Below are 21,297 nucleotides of genomic sequence, written 5' to 3' on the forward strand. Positions count from 1 at the left end.
CATTGAGCGAAGAAAATACGTACGACTCATCGAGCATTAAAGTGCTGAAAGGCCTGGATGCCGTGCGCAAACGTCCCGGTATGTACATTGGTGACACCGACGATGGCAGCGGTCTGCATCACATGGTGTTCGAGGTGGTCGACAACTCGATCGACGAAGCCCTCGCCGGCCATTGCGACGACATCAGCATCATCATCCACCCGGATGAGTCCATCACCGTCAAAGACAACGGCCGTGGCATCCCGGTAGACGTGCACAAAGAGGAAGGCGTTTCCGCCGCCGAGGTCATCATGACCGTCCTCCACGCCGGCGGTAAGTTCGACGACAACTCCTACAAGGTATCCGGCGGTCTGCACGGTGTAGGTGTTTCGGTAGTGAACGCGCTGTCCGAAGAGCTGGTCCTGACCGTTCGCCGCAGCGGCAAGATCTGGGAACAGACCTACGTCCACGGCGTACCTCAGGCACCGATGGCGATCGTTGGCGACAGCGAAACCACCGGCACCCAGATTCACTTCAAGGCTTCCAAGGAAACCTTCAAGAACATTCACTTCAGCTGGGACATCCTGGCCAAGCGTATTCGTGAGCTGTCCTTCCTCAACTCCGGTGTCGGCATCGTCCTCAAGGACGAGCGCAGCGGCAAGGAAGAGCTGTTCAAATACGAAGGCGGCCTGCGTGCGTTCGTTGAATACCTGAACACCAACAAGACTGCGGTCAACCAGGTGTTCCATTTCAACATCCAGCGTGAAGACGGCATCGGCGTGGAAATCGCCCTGCAGTGGAACGACAGCTTCAACGAGAACCTGTTGTGCTTCACCAACAACATTCCGCAGCGCGACGGCGGTACCCACCTGGTGGGCTTCCGTTCCGCACTGACGCGTAACCTGAACAACTACATCGAGCAGGAAGGTCTGGCGAAGAAGCACAAAGTCGCCACCACCGGGGACGATGCTCGTGAAGGCCTGACCGCGATCATCTCGGTAAAGGTGCCGGATCCGAAGTTCAGCTCCCAGACCAAAGACAAGCTGGTGTCTTCCGAAGTGAAGACCGCGGTCGAACAGGAAATGGGCAAGTACTTCTCGGACTTCCTGCTGGAAAACCCGAACGAAGCCAAGCTGGTCGTCGGCAAGATGATCGACGCCGCCCGTGCCCGTGAAGCGGCGCGCAAGGCCCGTGAGATGACCCGCCGCAAAGGCGCGCTGGACATCGCCGGTCTGCCGGGCAAGCTCGCCGACTGCCAGGAAAAAGACCCGGCGCTGTCCGAACTGTACCTCGTGGAAGGTGACTCCGCGGGCGGCTCTGCCAAGCAGGGACGTAACCGCAAGACCCAGGCCATCCTGCCGCTGAAGGGCAAGATCCTCAACGTCGAGAAAGCCCGTTTCGACAAGATGATCTCGTCCCAGGAAGTGGGCACCCTGATCACCGCGCTGGGCTGCGGTATCGGTCGCGAAGAGTACAACATCGACAAGCTGCGCTATCACAACATCATCATCATGACCGATGCTGACGTCGACGGTTCGCACATCCGTACCCTGCTGCTGACCTTCTTCTTCCGTCAGTTGCCTGAGCTGATCGAGCGCGGCTACATCTACATCGCCCAGCCGCCGCTGTACAAGGTCAAGAAGGGCAAGCAAGAGCAATACATCAAAGACGACGACGCCATGGAAGAGTACATGACGCAGTCGGCCCTGGAAGATGCGAGCCTGCACCTGAACGAAGACGCCCCGGGCATTTCCGGCGAAGCGCTGGAACGTCTGGTGAATGACTTCCGCATGGTCATGAAGACCCTCAAGCGTCTGTCGCGCCTGTACCCGCAGGAGCTGACCGAGCACTTTATCTACCTGCCGGCCGTCAGCCTGGAAATGCTCGGCGACCACGCCAAGATGCAAGACTGGCTGGCCCAGTACGAAGTCCGTCTGCGCACCGTCGAGAAGTCGGGCCTGGTCTACAAGGCCAGCCTGCGTGAAGACCGCGAACGTGGCGTGTGGCTGCCAGAGGTCGAGCTGATCTCCCACGGCCTGTCGAACTACGTCACCTTCAACCGCGACTTCTTCGGCAGCAACGACTACAAGACCGTTGTCACCCTCGGCGCTCAACTGAGCACCCTGCTCGACGAAGGCGCGTACATCCAGCGTGGCGAGCGCAAGAAAGCGGTCACCGAGTTCAAGGAAGCCCTGGACTGGCTGATGGCCGAAAGCACCAAGCGCCATACCATCCAGCGATACAAAGGTCTGGGCGAAATGAACCCGGATCAGCTGTGGGAAACCACCATGGACCCAAGCGTGCGCCGCATGCTGAAAGTCACCATCGAAGACGCCATCGGCGCAGACCAGATCTTCAACACCCTGATGGGTGATGCGGTCGAACCTCGCCGTGACTTCATCGAGAGCAATGCTCTGGCGGTGTCCAACCTGGATTTCTGATCCGTTTGCACATGTGACCGAAGCCATGCCAAGCCCGGTGGATCTCTGATTCATCGGGCTTTTTTTGTTCGATAAATGCGCCCCTAAACCGACACATTTTTTCCGACAACAATGTATGCATTTGTAAGCCACCATTGATTCCAGAGAGGTGTCAGTGTGAATCTGTTCCGGGTTATTGGAAGAAATTCAGATCACCCCCAATCTGCGGAGGAATTACCTTGAGCGAACAGCACCGGTCTTTCGAAGACCTGAAGCACCAGTCGGAAGATGGCTTTGAATTCTGGTCCGCCCGAGAGCTTGCGCCTCTCTTGGAATACAGGGATTGGCGGAACTTCGAAAATGTCATTGGTAAAGCAGTGCAGGCCTGCGAGCTAAGTAGTCATCGCATCGCAGACCATTTCGTTGACGTCACCAAAATGGTTTTGCTGGGGTCCGGATCCCAGCGATCGGTGAAGGATATCCAGCTCTCTCGATATGCCTGTTATCTGATTGTTCAGAACGGAGACCCGATCAAACCGGTTATTGCCGCAGGGCAGACCTATTTCGCAATTCAGACCCGACGTCAGGAATTGGCGGACGACGCTTCATTTCAGAAGCTGAGGGATGATCAAAAACGCCTGCTGTTGCGTAATGAGTTACGTGAGCACAACAAGCAACTGGTGGAAGCAGCGCAACAGGCTGGCGTTGAAACCGGCCTGGATTTCGCCATTTTCCAGAACCACGGTTATCAAGGGCTATATGGCGGCCTTGATCAGAAAGCCATTCACCAACGCAAAGGACTAAAAAAGAGTCAGAAAATTCTTGATCACATGGGATCAACCGAATTGGCTGCCAACTTGTTCCGCGCAACACAGGCTGAGGACAAGCTGCGTCGTGATAACGTCCAAGGCAAGAAGCAGGCTAATCAAGTCCATCTGGAAGTTGGTAGAAAGGTAAGAGAAACCATCGTAGAGCTCGGCGGAGCCATGCCTGAAGATTTGCCAGTTCCGGAGAACAGCATTCAAGAGGTTGAGTCCGCAGCCAAGAAACTAAAGTGAGTTTTCCGATCCGGAATTACTCGCTACCCTGCCGCCACACTCTCCAACCGATACCCATACCCATAAATCGTCAGCAGCTGCCAACCCCGATCCGCCGTCAGCCCCAGCTTGTTGCGCAGGCGATAGATGTGGGTATCCAGTGGCCGTGACGAGGCCATCTCTTCATGGGGCCAGAACCTTTCGTATAGATAGTCCCGTGACAGTGGTCGGCCGAGGTTGCTGAATAAACAGTGAGCGAGCCGGTACTCACGCTCGGTCATCATAATCGGCTTGCCTTCGCGCGTGACGGTCAATTCAGCGTCATCAAATACCAGATCATTGAAACGCAGGACATTGGCCACCGTCGGGCGCTGATGGCTGTGCCGGCGCAATACGGCGGTGACACGAGCCTTCAACTCGTTGGGACGGAACGGTTTGCTGACATAGTCGTCGGCCCCTGCATTCAACGCCTGGACGATATCGCTCTCGCCGTCGCGACTGGTGAGCATGATGGCGGCCGGCGGGGCTTCCATGTGCTCGCGAGTCCAGCGCAGTAGCGCCAGGCCGGTGAGATCGGGAAGCTGCCAGTCGAGGATCAGCAGATCGAAGGTTTCCCGGCGCAGTTGCCGCAGCAGGTCTTCTCCGCGTTCGAAACTGTGCAGCGACCAGGGCTGTTCGCCGGCCTCGGCCATTTGTTGCAGGGTCTGCTCGACCCGGCGCAGTTCGGCGGGTTCATCGTCCAGTATCGCAACGCGCATACGCGGGTTTCCTTGTCGCTTGGGTAATGGGTGGTCGACACCGGCGGTTCGACCAAAGCAGTGAAAGTAAGCGGCACGCCGTGGGGTGAGCCGCTATGATTCTTCGGGTCCACGTCCTCAGACCTGTCGCCTATGAAACCATTCAACCCGCCCTGCCCTGTTTTCCATGATTAACCGACGCCGCCACGAAAGCCGTGTGCAAAGTCAGGTTCAACGCCTGTTTCGGCAACTGGTGCGCGAGTGGGTGTGGATAAGTCTAGTGCTGTTGCCGCTGACTGCATTGTTGTCTTGGCGTGCGCAGATCAATCTGCATGATCCGGCGCCTGTCAGTGGCGCAGTGCTGTCTACCGTGCTGGTGGCCATCGTGCTGGGGTTATTGCTGTGGCGACCGCGTCTGGCGCTCTGGCTCACGCTGATCGGCATGGTCGGCGTGCTGCTGACCAGCGCCGGCCTGGCGGAAGTTCAGCGTTGGTGGTCCCCGACGCCGGCAGTGCTGGGCATGCTGTTCGGTTATCTGATCTGGAACTGGCGACGTCTGAGTGTCGTGCTGACCTACTTCGGCTGGGAGTTGTCCCGGCTGGACGATGAACCGAAGGTGTTCCCCGAGCGTCGACGCACACAATTTGCCAGTGGCGACCGGTTGCAAGGCCAGATCATGGCCCTCGAACAGGCCATGAGTCGCACGCGTGACACCCGTCGCTTTATCGCCGATGGCCTGGAGTATCTGCCGGTCGCGACCCTGATCAGTGATCCCAAAGGTCAGATCCTGTTGGGCAACCGCAAGGCGCGTGACTTGTTCGGCAGTGATCTGGTCGGTGATGACGTCCTCGATCGATTGGCGAGCCTTGGCTATCCGGATTTATCCACAGCGTCGCATTCACTGTTGTCCGACCTGCCTCTAGTGGAGTTTCGTGATCACAAGGAGCGCAGCTTGCGGCTGGAACGTGCAGCCTTGTTGCCGGTGGACGGCGACACGCCGATTGGCTGGCTGCTGAGCCTTACCGATCTGAGCGCCGAACGTGCCGCCGAAGAGCAGCGCGGCGTGCTGCTGCGTTTTCTGTCCCATGACTTGCGTGCCCCGCATTCGGCAATCCTTGCCCTGCTCGATGTCCACCGGCATCAGGCCGGCACGGATTCACCGCTGTTCGAGCAGATTGAACGCCAGGTGCGTCGAGCGCTGGAGCTGACCGACGGTTTCGTGCTGCTGGCCCGGGCCGAATCCAAGGCCTATCAGTTCCAGCCGAGTCTGTTTGCGATGCTGGTAATGGACGTCCTGGATCAGGCGCTGCCCATTGCCCAGCAAAAGTGTATCGAGCTGCTGAACGATATGGATGAACAATCACAGGAACGTCTGGTGCTGGCGGACCAGGGTCTGCTGACCCGGGCGCTGTTCAATCTGCTGGAAAATGCGATCAAGTACAGCCCGGCCGGGTCCGTGGTCAGGTTGCGCATTCGTTGCCACGATGACTGGCTGCACTGTGAACTGACCGATCAGGGCAAAGGTATTGCGGCTGAAGAACTGCCCGATCTGTTCACTCAATACCGGCGTTTTTCCTCGGCCAAGGGCATCGATGGCGTAGGGCTGGGGCTGTCGATGGTCAAAGCCGTGGTGGATCACCATGGTGGGCGGATCGAATGCATCAGCGTAATCGATCAGGGCACCACATTCCGCCTTGAACTGCCGTTGATCACCGAAGAGCAGGCATAAAAAACCGGCTATATCAGCCGGTTTTCTTACTTCCGAAAAAAACTTATGCACCTTTTACGGTGTTTTATCAGCTTCAGAAATATATATAAAAATCAGTAAGTTAATTGCTGTTTTCGGAATATTGCCAACAAACCGTACACAGGTTATCCACAAAAATCAGACAGTCACTTGATCGCTGGCTGCCGGGGCTTGTGGTGCCGGTGGCAACGAACCCATTTCCCTTTGGGCCTGCTCATTCCATGCCTGTACCCGGTCGTTCAGATCGGCGATGGCGCGAGGGCCTGATCCTTCGGCATACATCGGTTCACCGATGACCACGGTGATCACACCCTGTTTTTTGCCCCAGCCGATTTTTGGCCAGAACTTGCCGGCATTGTGCGCAATCGGCAGCACCGGAAGCGCCGCATTCACCGCCAGGGCGCTGCCGCTGCGGGAAAACTTGCCGATGGTGCCATGAGGAACGCGAGTGCCTTCAGGGAAGATCAGTACCCAGACATTGTCCTTGAGCAGCTCGTCACCCTTTGCCGCAACTTGCTTGAGCGCAGCTTTCGGGTTGTCGCGATCAATGGCGATCGGCCGCAGCATGGCCATGGCCCAGCCGAAGAACGGCACATACAGCAATTCGCGCTTGAGCACTTGGCTCAAGGGCGAGAAATAAGCGGAGAGAAAAAACGTCTCCCAGGTGCTCTGGTGGTTCGATTGAATCACGCAGGGCCGGTCAGGCACGTTTTCTGCGCCTTTGACTTCGTAACGGATACCGAGGAACACCTTGGTCAACCACAAGGCGCAGCGGCACCAGTACACGTTGATGAAGCGATAGCGCGCCTTGAACGGCAGAAAGGGCGCGATAAAAAAGCTCAGGCTGCACCACAGCAGAGCGGTGGTGCCCAGCAGCAGGTAAAAGAGGAAGATTCTGATGGCCTGCAGTATCGACATGGCGACGTTTACCGTTACGGGCGATGCCCGACTGTTCAAGCGCACTCCCGATCAATCCCTGGTCAGGAACTTCAGAAGTACTCTAGTTGTGGATAAGTTCTGCGGCAATCGCCGCCAGATCGTCAAAAATCAGGGTGCCGACCGGAAGGGTCTTGCCCAGAGTCTTTTCGCCTTTCCCGGTCTTTACCAAAACGGGCTGTGAATCGACGGCTTTGGCGGCCTCCAGGTCACCAAGGCTGTCGCCGACGAACCAGACATTCGTCAGCGCCACGTTGTAATGCTGCGCGATGGTTTTCAACATCCCCGGTTTCGGCTTGCGGCAATCGCAACCCTCGTCCGGCCCATGCGGGCAATACACGATCAGCCCGACTTCACCGCCCTGCTCCGCCACCAGTTCGCGCAGGCGCGCGTGCATGGCATCGAGAGTGGCGAGGTCGTAGTAGCCGCGAGCAATGCCCGACTGGTTGGTGGCGACCGCCACCGTCCAGCCGGCCTTGCTCAACTGCGCAATCGCTTCGATCGAGCCGGGCAGCGGAATCCACTCCTCCACCGACTTGATGTAAGCGTCGGAGTCGTAATTGATCACTCCGTCCCGATCGAGAATCAGCAGTTTCAACAGCAATCCCTCAACCCAGCAGCGAAATGTCGGCAACGCCCAGGAACAGGCCACGCAGACGCGCCAGCAGCGCGTAACGGTTGGCCCGTACATTGGCGTCTTCGGCATTGACCATCACCGCGTCGAAGAACGCGTCGACCGGCTCGCGCAGGGCGGCCAGGCGTGCCAGCGATTCGTTGTACTGACGCGCCGCGGCCATTGGCTGTACAGCCTGGTCCGCCTGCTGGATCGCCGAGTACAGCGAGAACTCGTTGGCGTTGTCGAAGTACTTGGCCTGAACGTCGGTCGGCACGGAGCCTTCGACTTTGCTCAGCAGGTTCGACACACGCTTGTTCACCGCCGCCAGCGCTGCCGCTTCCGGCAGTTTGCGGAAGGCCTGCACCGCTTGCACACGCTGGTCGAAGTCCAGCGCCGAACCCGGCTTCAGGGCACGTACCGACAGGTAGGTGGCCACGTCCACGCCTTCGTCTTCGTAACGCGCACGCAGACGGTCGAAGATGAATTCCAGCACCGCGTCGTTCAGGCCGGCAGCCTTGACCTTGGCGCCGAAGGAATTCACGGCGAAAGCCACGGCGTCATTGAGGTCCAGATCCAGTTGTTTCTCGATCAGGATCCGCAGCACGCCCAGTGCCGCACGGCGCAGGGCATACGGGTCTTTGCTGCCGGTCGGCAGCATGCCGATGCCGAAGATGCCGACCAGGGTGTCGAGCTTGTCGGCGATGGCCACGGCCGCACCGGTCAGGGTGGCCGGCAGTTCAGCGCCGGCACCGCGCGGCATGTACTGCTCGTTCAGGGCCAGAGCGACGTCTTCCGGCTCGCCGTCATTGAGGGCGTAGTAGTAACCGGCGACACCTTGCATCTCCGGGAACTCGCCGACCATTTCGGTGGCCAGGTCGCATTTGGACAGCAGGCCTGCGCGGGCAGCCCACGAAGCGTTGCCACCGATGCGTGCGGCAATATAGGCCGCCAGTTTCGACACACGCTCGGCCTTGTCGTAGACACTGCCGAGTTTTTCCTGGAACACCACGTTCTGCAGGCGATCGTTGAACGCTTCGAGCTTCTGCTTCTTGTCCTGCTTGAAGAAGAACTCGGCGTCGGTCAGACGTGGGCGAACCACTTTCTCGTTACCGGCGATGATCTGCTGCGGGTCTTTGGATTCGATGTTGGCCACGGTGATGAAACGTGGCAGCAACTTGCCGTCGGCATCCAGCAGGCAGAAATACTTCTGGTTGTCCTGCATGGTGGTGATCAGCGCTTCCTGCGGCACGTCGAGGAAACGTTCCTCGAACGAGCACACCAGCGGCACCGGCCATTCGACCAGCGCGGTCACTTCGTCGAGCAGCGCCGGCGGCACGATCGCGGTACCTTCCTGACGGGTCGCCAGCTCTTCGGTGCGCTTGCTGATGATCTCGCGACGTTCGTTGGCGTCGGCCAGCACATAAGCGGCACGCAGGTCGGCCAGGTAGCTCGACGGCGAACCGATGCGCACGCTTTGCGGGTGGTGGAAACGGTGGCCACGGGATTCACGGCCAGCCTTCTGCGCGAGGATCGTGCAGTCGATGACCTGGTCGCCGAGCAGCATCACCAGCCACTGGGTCGGACGCACGAACTCTTCCTTGCGCGCACCCCAACGCATGCGTTTCGGGATCGGCAGGTCATTCAGCGAGTCTTCGACGATGGTCGGCAGCAGGCTGGCGGTCGGCTTGCCGGCGATGTTCTGGCTGTAGCGCAGTTTCGGACCGCTCTGGTCGATTTCGCTCAGCTCGACGCCGCACTTCTTGGCAAAACCCAGTGCCGCTTGAGTCGGATTGCCTTCGGCATCGAACGCGGCCTGACGTGGCGGGCCGTCGAGGTTGATGCTGCGATCCGGCTGCTGGGTGGCCAGCGCGGTGATCAGCACGGCCAGACGACGCGGTGCGGCGTAGACGGTTTTGGTTTCGTAGTTCAGGCCGGCAGCCTGCAGGCCCTTGTCGATACCGGCGAGGAACGCTTCGGCCAGGGTGTTCAGGGCTTTGGGTGGCAGTTCTTCGGTGCCCAGTTCAACCAGAAAATCTTGAGCACTCATTGTGCAGCCTCCAGCTTGGCCAGTACTTCGTCACGCAGGTCCGGGGTTGCCATCGGGAAGCCCAGCTTGGCGCGGGCCAGCAGGTAGGCTTGGGCGACGGAACGCGCCAGGGTGCGCACGCGCAGAATGTATTGCTGACGCGCAGTCACCGAGATCGCCCGGCGCGCATCCAGCAGGTTGAAGGTGTGCGAGGCCTTCAGGACCATTTCGTAGCTCGGCAACGGCAGCGGCTGGTCGAGTTCGATCAGGCGCTTGGCTTCGCTTTCATAGAAATCGAACAGTTCGAACAGCTTGTCGACGTTGGCGTGTTCGAAGTTGTAGGTGGACTGCTCCACTTCGTTCTGGTGGAACACGTCGCCGTAGGTCACCTTGCCGAACGGACCGTCAGCCCAGACCAGGTCGTAGACCGAATCCACGCCCTGCAAGTACATGGCCAGACGCTCGAGACCGTAGGTGATCTCGCCGGTCACCGGGTAGCACTCGATGCCGCCCGCCTGTTGGAAGTAAGTGAACTGGGTCACTTCCATGCCGTTCAGCCAGACTTCCCAGCCCAGACCCCAGGCGCCGAGGGTCGGCGATTCCCAGTTGTCTTCGACGAAGCGGATGTCGTGGACCAGCGGATCCAGGCCGACATGCTTGAGGGAGCCCAGGTACAGTTCCTGGAAGTTGTCCGGGTTCGGCTTCAGGACTACCTGGAACTGGTAGTAGTGCTGCAGACGGTTCGGGTTTTCGCCGTAACGGCCGTCAGTCGGACGGCGGCTTGGCTGTACGTAAGCGGCGTTCCAGGTTTCCGGGCCGATGGCACGCAGGAATGTCGCGGTGTGGAAAGTGCCGGCGCCTACTTCCATATCGTAGGGCTGAAGTACCACACAACCTTGCTCGGCCCAGTATTGCTGGAGCGCGAGGATCAAGTCTTGGAAGGTACGCACGGCTGGCGTAGGCTGGCTCACGAAATTCACCTGTTTCTTGGGCTGCGATTTAAAGAGCGGGAGTATACCCGATTCAGTCGCACCTCCACCCCCTGGAGCCTTATGCCACGCTGCTTTTGGTGCAACGAAGATCCGCTGTACATGGCTTACCACGATCAGGAGTGGGGCACGCCGCTACGCGATGCGCAGGGATTGTTCGAGTTGCTTTTGCTCGAAGGGTTCCAGGCCGGGCTTTCGTGGATCACCGTGCTGCGCAAGCGCGAGCGATATCGCGAGGTGTTGTACGGCTTCGACGTACAGCGCGTGGCGCAGATGAGCGACGCGGAAATCGATGACTTGATGCTCGATCCGGGGATCATCCGCAACCGCCTCAAACTTAACGCCGCCCGGCGCAACGCCCAGGCGTGGCTGGCGCTGGAAGATCCGGTGGCCTTCCTCTGGTCGTTTGTGGATAACCAGCCTGTGATCAATCATTTCAAGGATCGCAGCGAAGTCCCGGCCATTACCCCGCAGGCCGTGGCCATGAGCAAAGGCCTGAAAAAGGCCGGTTTCACCTTTGTCGGCCCAACCATCTGCTACGCGCTGATGCAGGCCTCGGGCATGGTCATGGATCACACCCAGGACTGCGACCGCTACGCGCAGCTCGTCAACGCCGGTTAGAATGGCCGCTTCGCGCACAGCACAAGATCAGGAGTGACCTGTGGAAAAGTTTAAAGGCGCCATGCTGGTTGGCGCTCTGCGGCTGTTTGCCCTGCTTCCGTGGCGGGCCGTGCAGGCCGTGGGTTCGGCGATCGGCTGGATCATGTGGAAAACCCCCAACCGTTCCCGCGATGTGGTGCGGATCAACCTCGCCAAATGTTTTCCACAGATGGACCCGGCCGAACGTGAGCGTCTGGTGGGCCAGAGCCTGAAAGACATCGGCAAGTCCCTGACCGAAAGCGCCTGCGCCTGGATCTGGCCGGCCCAGCGTTCCATCGACCTGGTGCGCGAAGTCGAAGGTCTCGACATCCTCAAGGATGCGCTGGCATCGGGCAAAGGCGTGGTCGGCATCACCAGCCACCTCGGCAACTGGGAAGTGCTCAACCACTTTTATTGCAGCCAGTGCAAACCGATCATTTTCTACCGTCCGCCGAAGCTCAAGGCTGTGGATGAATTGCTGCGCAAACAGCGGGTGCAACTGGGCAACCGTGTGGCGGCGTCAACCAAGGAAGGCATCCTCAGCGTCATCAAGGAAGTGCGCAAGGGCGGTCAGGTGGGGATTCCGGCGGACCCGGAGCCAGCTGAATCCGCCGGGATCTTCGTACCGTTCTTCGCCACCCAGGCCCTGACCAGCAAGTTCGTGCCGAACATGCTCGCTGGCGGCAAGGCTGTCGGCGTGTTCCTGCATGCCCTGCGTCTGCCGGACGGTTCCGGCTACAAGGTGATTCTGGAAGCCGCGCCGGAAGCGATGTACAGCACCGACACCGAAACCTCCTGCGCAGCGATGAGTCAGGTGGTCGAGCGTTATGTGGCGGCTTATCCGAGCCAGTACATGTGGAGCATGAAACGCTTCAAGAAGCGCCCGCCGGGTGAGGCGCGTTGGTACTGATCGGCGATGTGCAATTGTGGATAACCTGACAACAAGGGTTATCCACAGCCGTTACGGCTTCTGCCGTTCGAGCTTCTTCAGAAACACTGTCATTTCCTTCTCCGCCTGCTTGTCGCCATGGGCCCGGGCCGCTTCCAGTCCCTGCTCCCAGGACTGCCGCGCAGCCGCCAGATCACCCAGCGCCAGGTGCGCCTTGCCCAACAGTTTCCACGCCGCTGAATACTTCGGATCGAAGCCGACGCAACGCTGGAAATGCTCGGCCGCCTTCGCGTTTTCCCCCAGATCCAGATAACCCTTGCCCAGGCCGAAGCGCAGCAATGAGTTATCCACACCCTTGGCGAGCATTTTTTCCAGGGAGTCGATCATCGGTCTCGCCTCTTGGTCGGTCAGAAGAAACTCAGTCCCACGTGGAACAGCTTCTCCACATCGCGAATGTGCTTTTTATCCACAAGGAACAGGATCACATGATCGCCGGCAGCGATCACCGTGTCGTCGTGGGCGATGATCACTTCTTCATCGCGGATGATCGCGCCGATGGTGGTGCCCGGCGGCAGGGCAATGTTTTCGATGGCCTTGCCGATGACCTTGCTCGACTTCGAGTCGCCATGGGCAACAGCCTCGATGGCTTCGGCTGCGCCCCGGCGCAACGAGTGCACGCTGACTATATCGCCCCGCCGCACGTGGGCCAGCAAGGTGCCGATGGTCGCCAGTTGCGGGCTGATGGCGATGTCGATGTCACCGCCCTGAATCAGGTCGACGTAGGCCGGGTTGTTGATGATCGTCATCACCTTTTTCGCCCCCAGGCGCTTGGCCAGCAGCGACGACATGATGTTGGCTTCGTCATCGTTGGTCAGCGCCAGGAAGATGTCCGCGTCGGCGATGTTCTCCTCCAGCAGCAGGTCGCGATCCGACGCGCTGCCTTGCAGCACCACGGTGCTGTCGAGGGTATCGGAGAGGTAGCGGCAGCGCGCCGGGTTCATCTCGATGATCTTCACCTGGTAACGGCTTTCGATGGCCTCGGCCAGGCGTTCGCCGATCTGCCCGCCGCCGGCGATGACGATGCGTTTGTAGGTTTCGTCAAGGCGGCGCATTTCGCTCATTACGGCGCGAATGTTCTCACGGGCAGCGATGAAGAAGACTTCGTCGTCCGCCTCGATCACCGTGTCGCCCTGAGGAAGAATCGGACGGTCACGGCGGAAGATTGCTGCTACCCGGGTTTCCACATTCGGCATGTGTTCGCGCAACTGACGCAGTTGCTGACCCACCAGCGGCCCGCCGTAATAGGCACGCACCGCCACCAGTTGCGCCTGGCCCTCGGCGAAGTCGATCACCTGCAAGGCGCCGGGATGCTGGATCAGGCGCTTGATGTAGTTGGTGACCACTTGTTCGGGGCTGATCAGCACGTCGACCGGAATCGCTTCGTTCTGGAACAGTTGCTCCTCGCGGGTCAGGTACGAAGCTTCGCGTACCCGGGCGATCTTGGTCGGGGTGTGGAACAGCGTGTGGGCAACCTGACAGGCGACCATGTTGGTTTCGTCGCTGTTGGTCACCGCCACCAGCATGTCGGCGTCGTCGGCACCGGCCTGACGCAGCACGCTCGGCAGCGAACCACGGCCCTGCACGGTGCGGATATCGAGACGGTCGCCAAGGTCGCGCAGACGGTCGCCATCGGTGTCGACCACGGTGATGTCGTTGGCTTCGCTGGCCAGATGTTCAGCCAGCGAACCGCCGACCTGCCCTGCACCGAGGATGATGATTTTCAACCCGTCACTCCATTGAATCCGTTTAGCCGCGCGCGGCAGCGATCTTGATCAGCTTGGCGTAGTAGAACCCGTCATGCCCACCCTGCTGGGCCAGCAATTGGCGGCCATGAGGTTGTTTGATCCCGGCCTGCGTGGCCAGATCCAGCTCCCGGGCGCCCGGCGTGCGCTCAAGGAACGCGGCGATGACTTCGGTGTTCTCGGTCGGCAAGGTCGAGCAGGTGGCGTAGAGCAGGATGCCGCCGACTTCGAGGGTTTTCCACATGGCGTCGAGCAGTTCGCCTTGCAGTTGCGCGAGGGCGGCGATGTCGTCGGCCTGGCGGGTCAGCTTGATGTCCGGATGACGACGGATCACGCCAGTCGCCGAGCACGGCGCATCGAGCAGGATGCGCTGGAACGGTTTGCCGTCCCACCACGCGGCCGTGTCGCGACCGTCGGCGGCGATCAGTTCGGCGCTCAGACCGAGGCGTTCGAGGTTTTCCTTCACCCGCACCAGACGCTTGGCTTCCAGGTCCACCGCCACCACACCGGCCAGCGCCGGTTCGGCTTCGAGGATGTGGCAGGTCTTGCCGCCCGGTGCGCAGCAGGCGTCCAGCACTCGCTGGCCCGGCGCGAGATCGAGCAGGTCGGCGGCCAGTTGCGCGGCTTCGTCCTGCACGCTGATCCAGCCTTCGGTGAAGCCGGGCAGGCTGCGCACGTCGGCGGCAGCGTCGAGGACGATGCCGTCGCGGCTGAAAGTGCATGGCTGCGCGGCGGTACCCGCTTCAGTCAGCAGACCGAGGTAGGCGTCGCGGCTGTGATGACGGCGGTTGACCCGCAGGATCATCGGCGGATGCGCGTTGTTGGCCTCGCAGATGGCTTCCCATTGCTCAGGCCAGAAGGCCTTCAGGGATTTTTGCAGCCAGCGCGGGTGGGCGGTGCGCACCACCGGATCGCGCTCCAGTTCGGCGAAGATCGCCTCATGTTCGCGTTGGGCGTTGCGCAGTACGGCATTCAGCAGGCCCTTGGCCCACGGCTTTTTCAGCTTGTCGGCGCAACCGACGGTTTCGCCGATGGCGGCGTGAGCCGGGACGCGGGTGTAGAGCAATTGATACAGACCCACCAGCAACAGCGCCTCGACATCGGCGTCGGCAGCCTTGAACGGCTTCTGCAGCAGCTTCTCCGCCAGCGCCGACAAACGCGGCTGCCAGCGGGCGGTGCCAAAGGCCAGATCCTGGGTGAAACCGCGATCGCGATCCTCGACCTTATCCAGTTGCGTTGGCAGGGAGCTGTTGAGCGAAGCCTTGCCGCTCAGGACGGCGGCGAGTGCCTTGGCGGCGGCCAGACGCGGGTTCATTGCGCGTCCACCGCAGCGCCCAGTACCGTGCCGGTGGCGAATTTCTCACGACGGCTGTTGAACAGATCGCTGAAGTTCAACGCCTTGCCGCCGGGCAATTGCAGGCGGGTCAGGCACAGTGCCTGATCGCCACAGGCGACCAGTAGACCGTCCTTGCCGGCGCCGAGAATGGTGCCCGGTGCGCCTTTGCCTTCGGCCAGTGTCGCCGCCAGCACTTTCAGCGCTTCGCCGTTGAGCGTGCTGTGGGTGATCGGCCATGGGTTGAAGGCGCGGACCAGACGTTCCAGCTCGACGGCCGGACGGCTCCAGTCGATGCGCGCCTCGTCCTTGTTCAGTTTGTGCGCATAGGTGGCGAGGTCATCGTTCTGCACTTCGCCTTCCAGGGTGCCGGCGGCCAGACCGGCAATCGCTTGCACGACGGCTGGCGGGCCCATTTCGGCGAGGCGGTCGTGGAGGCTGCCGCCAGTGTCGTCAGCGCTGATCGGGGTCACGACTTTAAGCAGCATCGGCCCGGTGTCCAGGCCCGCCTCCATGCGCATCACGGTCACGCCGCTCTCGGCGTCGCCTGCTTCGACAGCGCGCTGGATCGGCGCCGCACCGCGCCAGCGTGGCAGCAGGGAAGCGTGGCTGTTGATGCAGCCCAAACGTGGAATATCCAGCACCACTTGCGGCAGGATCAGGCCGTAGGCGACCACCACCATCAAGTCAGGCTTCAAGGCTGCGAGCTCGGCCTGAGCGTCAGCGTTGCGCAGAGTCGGCGGCTGCAACACCTGGATATTATTTTCCAGGGCGAGCTGTTTGACCGGGCTCGGCATCAGTTTTTGCCCACGACCGGCCGGACGATCCGGTTGGGTGTAGACCGCGACGATCTCGTAAGGGCTATCCAGCAGGGCCTTGAGGTGTTCGGCGGCGAATTCCGGGGTACCGGCAAAAACGATGCGCAGTGGCTCAGTCATGGGGGGAATCTCATAAAAAGAAAAAGGCTTGCCGCAGCAAGCCTTTGGAGAGGGGCATCAAGCGTTCTGGCGGTGCTGCTTTTCCAGTTTCTTCTTGATCCGGTCGCGTTTGAGCGTGGACAGGTAGTCGACGAACAACTTGCCGTTGAGGTGGTCGCATTCGTGCTGGATGCACACCGCGAGCAGGCCTTCGGCGATCAGTTCGTAAGGCTGGCCGTCACGGTCCAGAGCCTTGATCTTGACCTTCTGCGGGCGGTCGACGTTTTCGTAGAAACCCGGCACCGAGAGGCAGCCTTCCTGGTATTGCTCCATTTCGTCGGTCAGCGGTTCGAACTCGGGGTTGATGAACACCCGGGGTTCGGTGCGGTCTTCGGAAAGGTCCATCACGACGATACGTTTGTGCACGTTGACCTGGGTCGCGGCAAGGCCGATGCCCGGCGCTTCATACATTGTTTCAAACATGTCATCGACCAGCTGACGCACTTCGTCGTCCACTACAGCCACAGGCTTGGCGATAGTGCGCAGACGCGGGTCCGGAAATTCGAGGATGTTCAAAATGGCCATAAGCTTGATTGCTGCACGTGTGAGGTAAAGTCGGGCGATGGCCTGGCGGGTCCGAAGATGCAGGCTACCGTTGTGAAACGTAGCTCCTTGCTTTTCAGCATAGAGCAGGGAGCGAGCCACGGGGGCTCTGGCGTTTCACGCGAACGCACATGATAAAGGGATTCACCGCATGAGGAAATCACTACTCGCCCTGCTGTTTCTGGCCTCGGCCGGTACCGCGCACGGGCAAGTGCAACTCAAGGAAGGTTTTCCACAGCAATACACGGTGGTTTCGGGGGACACACTCTGGGACATCTCCGGAAAGTATCTGCGCGAACCCTGGCAGTGGCCGCAGTTGTGGCGGGCCAATCCGCAGATCGAAAACCCCAACCTGATCTATCCGGGCGACACGCTGACGCTCAGTTACGTCAACGGTCAGCCCCGCCTGACCCTCAATCGCGGGGCGTCGCGCGGCACCATCAAGCTCTCGCCACGGATCCGCAGCAGCCCGGTGGCCGAGGCGATTCCGAGCATTCCGCTGAAATCCATCAACAGCTTTCTGCTGAGCAACCGCATCGTCGACAAGGTCGAGGACTTCGACAAGGCGCCGTACATCGTCGCGGGCGATGCCGAACGCGTGCTCAGCGGCACCGGCGACCGGATCTTCGCCCGTGGCCATTTCGACCCGAATCAGCCGGTCTACGGCATCTTCCGCCAGGGCAAGGTTTACACCGATCCGCAGAGCAAGGAGTTTCTGGGGATCAACGCCGACGACATCGGCGGCGGTGAGATCGTCGCCACCGAGGGCGACGTCGCCACCCTCGCCCTGCAACGCACGACCCAGGAAGTGCGCCTCGGCGACCGTCTGTTCAGCGGCGAAGAACGCTCGATCAACTCGACCTTCATGCCCAGCGCGCCCACCACCGACATCAACGGTCTGATCATTGATGTGCCGCGTGGCGTCACGCAGATCGGCGCAATGGACGTGGTAACCCTGAACAAGGGCAAGCGCGACGGCCTGGCCGAGGGCAACGTGCTGGTGGTGATGAAAACCGGGGAAACCGTGCGTGACCGGATCACCGGCCAGCCGTTGAAAATCCCCGATGAGCGCGCCGGATTGCTGATGGTGTTCCGCACCTACGACAAACTCAGTTACGGCCTGGTATTGAACGCATCGCGCTCGCTGGCGGTGTTGGACAAGGTGCGAAATCCTTAGCTGGCTTCACAAGTTATCAACAGAGTTATCCACAGCTTGTTCCGAAAGGTTCGGGGCTTATAACGATCAAGGATGATCCATGATGATGCCTGTCTGTACGCCGGTTTCCCCAGCGGAACTGGAAGCGCGTTTGCGTCTGCACCGCCTGCCGGAAATCGGCCCGAAACGTTTTGCCCGATTGCTCGAAGCGTTCGGCTCCGCCTCCAAGGCCATCAGCGCGCCGGCCAGTGCCTGGCGTTCGTTGGGGTTGCCGGTGACAAGTGCCGAAGCGCGCCGCTGTCCTGAAGTGCGTGACGGCGCGAGCCACGCATTGGCCTGGCTAGAGCACCCGGGCCAGCATTTGCTGATGTGGGACCAGCCGGACTACCCGGCATTGCTGGCACAGATTGCCGATCCGCCACCGCTGCTGTTTGTTGCCGGTGACCCGCTGATCCTGGAAAAACCACAACTGGCGGTGGTCGGCAGTCGCCGCGCTTCGCGCCCGGGCATGGACACCGCCACAGCGTTTGCCCGCAGCCTGGCCGGGGCCGGTTTTGTCATCACCAGTGGCCTGGCGCTGGGCATCGATGCCGCTGTTCATCAAGCTGCGCTCGACGTCGGCGGGCAAACCGTCGGCGTGCTGGGCACCGGTCTGGAAAAATTTTATCCACAGCGCAACCGGCGGCTGGCGGACACGATGATTGCCTCGGGCAGTGCGGTGATTTCGGAGTTTCCACTGGACGCCGGGCCGACCGCGAGCAACTTCCCCAGACGTAACCGGATCATCAGCGGTTTGTCTCTCGGCGTACTGGTGGTCGAGGCCAGCGTGGCCAGCGGTTCGTTGATCACCGCTCGATTGGCGGCGGAGCAGGGGCGAGAGGTGTACGCGATTCCGGGCTCGATCCACCACCCCGGCGCGCGCGGTTGTCATCAACTGATCCGCGATGGCGCGGTGCTGGTGGAAACCATCGAACATATTCTGGAAGCCTTGCGCGGCTGGCAGCACCTGTCGGTGTCCGCAATCGCACCGAGTACCGAAAACCCGTTGTTGCGGCTGTTGCACGCCGCACCTCATACCAGCGAGGGGTTGGCCGACAGCAGTGGCTGGGCGCTACCCAAAGTGCTGGCGGCATTGACCGAACTGGAGATGGAGGGCCGTGCAGTATGCGAAAACGGTCGCTGGTTTGCGCGGGTAAGCTAGGTTTTACATTGAAGATCGGTAAACTGCGCGAAACCTGTTTGCGGAGAGTTTTTCATGGTCAACAGTTGGCGTGTGCAACAAGCCGCACGAGAGATTCGCGCCGGGGCGGTGATTGCCTATCCAACCGAAGCCGTCTGGGGGCTGGGGTGCGATCCATGGAATGAAGAAGCGGTGGATCGCCTGTTGGCGATCAAGAACCGTTCGGTGGACAAGGGGTTGATCCTGGTCGCCGACAACATTCGTCAGTTCGACTTCCTGTTCGAGGATTTTCCTCAGGACTGGATCGACCGAATGGCCAGTACCTGGCCGGGGCCGAACACCTGGCTGGTGCCACATCAGAACCTGTTGCCGGAATGGGTGACCGGGGTGCACGACACCGTGGCGCTGCGGGTCAGCGATCATCCGCAGGTGCGGGACTTGTGCTCGCTGGTGGGGCCGTTGATCTCGACATCGGCCAACCCGCAAGGCCGGCCGGCGGCGAAGAGTCGCTTGCGGGTCGAGCAGTATTTCCGGGGCCAGGTCGATCTGGTGTTGGGCGGAATGCTCGGCGGGCGCAAGAACCCGAGCCTGATTCGCGATCTGGCGAGCGGCAGGGTTGTGCGCCCGTCCTGATATTACCCTTGGTTAATTCTGTGAGTACTCCTCGGCTTTTATGGCGAGGAGTACTACGCGCGCCTGCGATTTTTCCTTCAAGTAACTAAAAATACAGACCGGTTTTTCGGTTTGAATTTTTCCTTTCTATGTCAGATGAATCGGTAAGTATTCATTTGTTGTAATTTTTCCGACGTTATTCTCAGAAGCCGCACAGTAGCGATTTTTCTAAAAACATTCATTATTTCAACGCGCTCAGAAAACTTCGAAAAGTTAACGGCTGCGGAGAGGAAATGGATATCAGGTATTTGCAATTAACGGACTGTCTGCAGGCATTACAGGCGACCTTGAAAAGTCGCTATGAAAGTTATCGCATCGTTATTCTTGAGGCAGGTTCGGATATTCGAGAGTTTGAACAGTTTGTTGCTCGTCATTTTCGACTGCGATTGCAGCACTACATGCTGACACCCAAAGCCAGATTATTTGAAACACACTTGGCAATTGCCTCGCGCAGTACTCACTTTTTGCTGTATCTGCACGACAGACCCATGGCTGTATTGAGAGTCACGCCTGCGCCATTTGAATGGGCATCACTGGCGCAACAGCAGCTTTCTCCCACGGTGGCGCTATCGCGCCATGTCGAGTTCAGCCGCTTGATCAGTCACTCGCAAAATCAGTTCCCGATGTCGGTCAACGGCCTGCTGGCGGCTGCCACGGAATGGGCGATCAGGCACGGTCATGAAGGCGTCACCGCCCTCTGCCGATCACCGCAACGGCGATTCTTCCAGCGCTTCGGCCTGACGCCGATCACCACCGACGCTCTGCACATCGAACACCGCAAGCGTGGTGATTACTGGCTGCTTTCAGCTCAATGGCAGCAGATTTTCGCCGCACTTCAACAACCCATCCACCTGCTCGCCAACCCATCGGAGAAGCACCTTGATGAATGCGCCCCTCAGTTTTAACCAACAGTTGAGCCTGCTCGATGAGCGAATTCGAAAAGTCATGGGCCGATATTCTGGAGAATTCGCGGCTGGTAAAAGCCATTCGCGAAGGTGGTGTTTCCAGAGCGCTATATGCGATCTACATGATCGAAACCTTTCACTACACGGCACACAATGCGCGAAATCAAGGATTGGTGGGTGTGCGGCATGCAGATAATCCGGTGTATGCAAAGTTCTGTTTTGAACATGCGGCACAGGAAGTCGGTCATGAAAAGATGGCATTGCACGATGTCATGAGCCTTGGTCTGAAGCATGAAGTGTTCGATATTCCATCTGCACTTCCAGAGACTGAAGTACTGATTGCCTATTTGTACTGGATTTCCTTTACCGGTAATCCGTTACAGCGACTGGGTTATAGTTATTGGGCAGAAAATGCCTACCAGTTCATTACGCCACTTATTAACCGTCTGAGTGAAACGCTGGAGCTGAAACCGGCTCAGCTGACGTTCTTCGTTGCACATTCCGACATCGATATCGAGCACTTCAACGAAATCAAACTCATGCTGCAGCGCACCTGCAAGCGTCAGGACGATTGGGATGCCGTTGCCACCGTCATGGAAACCAGCCTGCGCCTGACGGGCAACATGCTTGAGGCCGTATATGAGCAGTACGAAGCCTGGCAAAACGGGCTGGCGCCCCGTTATGACTTCCTCCACGCCCTGGACAACCAATGAA

Annotated in this window: 20 protein-coding genes; 10 read left to right on the forward strand and 10 right to left on the reverse strand. The window is 59.7% G+C overall.

The window, feature by feature from the left end:
* Positions 1–2 precede the first annotated feature (2 nt).
* Together gyrB and dinD are read left to right on the forward strand one after the other, a co-directional pair.
* Positions 3–2,420 carry a DNA topoisomerase (ATP-hydrolyzing) subunit B gene (gene gyrB / locus DXT77_RS27370; protein ID WP_085686140.1) on the forward strand — a complete coding sequence of 806 codons (2,418 nt, stop codon included), beginning with the start codon at positions 3–5 and terminating at the stop codon, positions 2,418–2,420.
* 218 nt (positions 2,421–2,638) lie between these two features.
* Positions 2,639–3,457 (forward strand): DNA damage-inducible protein D, encoded by an 819-nt coding sequence (gene dinD / locus DXT77_RS27375; RefSeq protein ID WP_119429884.1) that lies wholly within the window; start codon positions 2,639–2,641, stop codon positions 3,455–3,457.
* A 23-nt stretch (positions 3,458–3,480) separates the two neighbouring features.
* Here dinD and DXT77_RS27380 read toward each other — a convergent pair whose 3' ends face one another.
* Positions 3,481–4,194: a response regulator transcription factor gene (locus tag DXT77_RS27380; RefSeq protein WP_119429885.1), complete on the reverse strand. Its 714-nt coding sequence runs from the start codon at positions 4,192–4,194 to the stop codon at positions 3,481–3,483.
* A gap of 166 nt (positions 4,195–4,360) precedes the next feature.
* Between DXT77_RS27380 and DXT77_RS27385 the strand changes: the two genes are divergently transcribed.
* Positions 4,361–5,902, forward strand: a complete 1,542-nt coding sequence (locus tag DXT77_RS27385; protein WP_119429886.1) for a PAS domain-containing sensor histidine kinase — start codon at positions 4,361–4,363, stop codon at positions 5,900–5,902.
* A 156-nt stretch (positions 5,903–6,058) separates the two neighbouring features.
* Here the strand turns inward: DXT77_RS27385 and DXT77_RS27390 are convergent, their stop codons facing one another.
* The 4 genes from DXT77_RS27390 to glyQ form a co-directional block, all read right to left on the reverse strand.
* Positions 6,059–6,838, reverse strand: coding sequence for a 1-acyl-sn-glycerol-3-phosphate acyltransferase (locus DXT77_RS27390; RefSeq protein ID WP_085713092.1), 780 nt, complete (start codon positions 6,836–6,838; stop codon positions 6,059–6,061).
* 82 nt (positions 6,839–6,920) lie between these two features.
* A complete protein-coding gene (gmhB, locus tag DXT77_RS27395; protein ID WP_178083500.1) occupies positions 6,921–7,460 on the reverse strand; it encodes a D-glycero-beta-D-manno-heptose 1,7-bisphosphate 7-phosphatase in 540 nt (179 codons plus the stop codon).
* Positions 7,461–7,464: 4 nt separating this feature from the next.
* A complete protein-coding gene (gene glyS, locus DXT77_RS27400; RefSeq protein ID WP_119429888.1) occupies positions 7,465–9,519 on the reverse strand; it encodes a glycine--tRNA ligase subunit beta in 2,055 nt (684 codons plus the stop codon).
* Positions 9,516–10,469: a glycine--tRNA ligase subunit alpha gene (glyQ, locus tag DXT77_RS27405; RefSeq protein WP_003187265.1), complete on the reverse strand. Its 954-nt coding sequence runs from the start codon at positions 10,467–10,469 to the stop codon at positions 9,516–9,518. Before glyQ ends, glyS begins: the two co-directional genes overlap by 4 nt.
* Positions 10,470–10,550: 81 nt before the next feature.
* Between glyQ and tag the strand changes: the two genes are divergently transcribed.
* Both tag and DXT77_RS27415 read left to right on the forward strand, forming a co-directional pair.
* Positions 10,551–11,108 (forward strand): DNA-3-methyladenine glycosylase I, encoded by a 558-nt coding sequence (gene tag, locus DXT77_RS27410; protein ID WP_119429889.1) that lies wholly within the window; start codon positions 10,551–10,553, stop codon positions 11,106–11,108.
* 40 nt (positions 11,109–11,148) lie between these two features.
* Positions 11,149–12,036, forward strand: coding sequence for a lysophospholipid acyltransferase (locus DXT77_RS27415; protein ID WP_085713088.1), 888 nt, complete (start codon positions 11,149–11,151; stop codon positions 12,034–12,036).
* A gap of 51 nt (positions 12,037–12,087) precedes the next feature.
* On the opposite strand, the gene DXT77_RS27420 is transcribed toward DXT77_RS27415, so the two are convergent.
* Genes DXT77_RS27420 through def form a run of 5 tightly spaced genes read right to left on the reverse strand, consistent with a single transcriptional unit; the run spans position 12,088 to position 16,652 of the window.
* Positions 12,088–12,402, reverse strand: coding sequence for a tetratricopeptide repeat protein (locus DXT77_RS27420; RefSeq protein ID WP_119429890.1), 315 nt, complete (start codon positions 12,400–12,402; stop codon positions 12,088–12,090).
* Positions 12,403–12,422: 20 nt separating this feature from the next.
* Entirely contained in the window at positions 12,423–13,799 is a 1,377-nt protein-coding gene (gene trkA, locus DXT77_RS27425) for a Trk system potassium transporter TrkA (RefSeq protein ID WP_119429891.1), read from the reverse strand.
* Between the two features lie 22 nt (positions 13,800–13,821).
* On the reverse strand, positions 13,822–15,132 hold the full coding sequence (gene rsmB / locus DXT77_RS27430; RefSeq protein ID WP_119429892.1) for a 16S rRNA (cytosine(967)-C(5))-methyltransferase RsmB: 1,311 nt from the start codon (positions 15,130–15,132) through the stop codon (positions 13,822–13,824).
* Complete coding sequence (fmt, locus tag DXT77_RS27435) at positions 15,129–16,088, reverse strand: methionyl-tRNA formyltransferase (protein WP_119429893.1); 960 nt, start codon at positions 16,086–16,088, stop codon at positions 15,129–15,131. The genes rsmB and fmt overlap by 4 nt, the downstream gene beginning before the upstream one ends.
* Positions 16,089–16,145: 57 nt before the next feature.
* On the reverse strand, positions 16,146–16,652 hold the full coding sequence (gene def, locus DXT77_RS27440; RefSeq protein WP_085713083.1) for a peptide deformylase: 507 nt from the start codon (positions 16,650–16,652) through the stop codon (positions 16,146–16,148).
* 169 nt (positions 16,653–16,821) lie between these two features.
* On the opposite strand from def, the gene DXT77_RS27445 reads away from it, so the two are divergent.
* The 5 genes from DXT77_RS27445 to DXT77_RS27465 all read left to right on the forward strand — a co-directional run bounded on the left by DXT77_RS27445 (position 16,822) and on the right by DXT77_RS27465 (position 21,296).
* Complete coding sequence (locus DXT77_RS27445) at positions 16,822–17,847, forward strand: LysM peptidoglycan-binding domain-containing protein (RefSeq protein WP_119429894.1); 1,026 nt, start codon at positions 16,822–16,824, stop codon at positions 17,845–17,847.
* A gap of 79 nt (positions 17,848–17,926) precedes the next feature.
* Positions 17,927–19,027 carry a DNA-processing protein DprA gene (gene dprA / locus DXT77_RS27450; RefSeq protein ID WP_119429895.1) on the forward strand — a complete coding sequence of 367 codons (1,101 nt, stop codon included), beginning with the start codon at positions 17,927–17,929 and terminating at the stop codon, positions 19,025–19,027.
* 54 nt (positions 19,028–19,081) lie between these two features.
* Positions 19,082–19,639 (forward strand): L-threonylcarbamoyladenylate synthase, encoded by a 558-nt coding sequence (locus tag DXT77_RS27455; protein WP_085733885.1) that lies wholly within the window; start codon positions 19,082–19,084, stop codon positions 19,637–19,639.
* Between the two features lie 272 nt (positions 19,640–19,911).
* The gene (locus DXT77_RS27460; protein ID WP_119429896.1) at positions 19,912–20,583 is read left to right on the forward strand and encodes a hypothetical protein; all 672 of its coding nucleotides are present in this window, start codon (positions 19,912–19,914) and stop codon (positions 20,581–20,583) included.
* Between the two features lie 20 nt (positions 20,584–20,603).
* Positions 20,604–21,296 (forward strand): iron-containing redox enzyme family protein, encoded by a 693-nt coding sequence (locus DXT77_RS27465; protein WP_256663056.1) that lies wholly within the window; start codon positions 20,604–20,606, stop codon positions 21,294–21,296.
* The last annotated feature ends 1 nt before the right edge of the window (position 21,297 follow it).

Origin of the sequence: Pseudomonas sp. 91RF (assembly GCF_003576265.1) — a bacterium.
Taxonomy (GTDB): Bacteria; Pseudomonadota; Gammaproteobacteria; order Pseudomonadales; family Pseudomonadaceae; genus Aquipseudomonas; species Aquipseudomonas kribbensis.

Excerpts from the sequence above, each read along its gene's own strand:
- DXT77_RS27390 (WP_085713092.1), bottom strand. The coding sequence starts at position 6,838 with ATGTCGATACTGCAGGCCATCAGAATCTTCCTCTTTTACCTGCTGCTG.
- tag (WP_119429889.1), top strand. The coding sequence starts at position 10,551 with ATGCCACGCTGCTTTTGGTGCAACGAAGATCCGCTGTACATGGCTTAC.
- DXT77_RS27455 (WP_085733885.1), top strand. The coding sequence starts at position 19,082 with ATGGTCAACAGTTGGCGTGTGCAACAAGCCGCACGAGAGATTCGCGCC.
- dprA (WP_119429895.1), top strand. The coding sequence starts at position 17,927 with ATGATGATGCCTGTCTGTACGCCGGTTTCCCCAGCGGAACTGGAAGCG.
- def (WP_085713083.1), bottom strand. The coding sequence starts at position 16,652 with ATGGCCATTTTGAACATCCTCGAATTTCCGGACCCGCGTCTGCGCACT.
- DXT77_RS27460 (WP_119429896.1), top strand. The coding sequence starts at position 19,912 with ATGGATATCAGGTATTTGCAATTAACGGACTGTCTGCAGGCATTACAG.
- rsmB (WP_119429892.1), bottom strand. The coding sequence starts at position 15,132 with ATGAACCCGCGTCTGGCCGCCGCCAAGGCACTCGCCGCCGTCCTGAGC.
- DXT77_RS27385 (WP_119429886.1), top strand. The coding sequence starts at position 4,361 with ATGATTAACCGACGCCGCCACGAAAGCCGTGTGCAAAGTCAGGTTCAA.
- DXT77_RS27445 (WP_119429894.1), top strand. The coding sequence starts at position 16,822 with ATGAGGAAATCACTACTCGCCCTGCTGTTTCTGGCCTCGGCCGGTACC.
- fmt (WP_119429893.1), bottom strand. The coding sequence starts at position 16,088 with ATGACTGAGCCACTGCGCATCGTTTTTGCCGGTACCCCGGAATTCGCC.
- DXT77_RS27465 (WP_256663056.1), top strand. The coding sequence starts at position 20,604 with ATGAGCGAATTCGAAAAGTCATGGGCCGATATTCTGGAGAATTCGCGG.
- DXT77_RS27380 (WP_119429885.1), bottom strand. The coding sequence starts at position 4,194 with ATGCGCGTTGCGATACTGGACGATGAACCCGCCGAACTGCGCCGGGTC.
- DXT77_RS27420 (WP_119429890.1), bottom strand. The coding sequence starts at position 12,402 with ATGATCGACTCCCTGGAAAAAATGCTCGCCAAGGGTGTGGATAACTCA.
- glyS (WP_119429888.1), bottom strand. The coding sequence starts at position 9,519 with ATGAGTGCTCAAGATTTTCTGGTTGAACTGGGCACCGAAGAACTGCCA.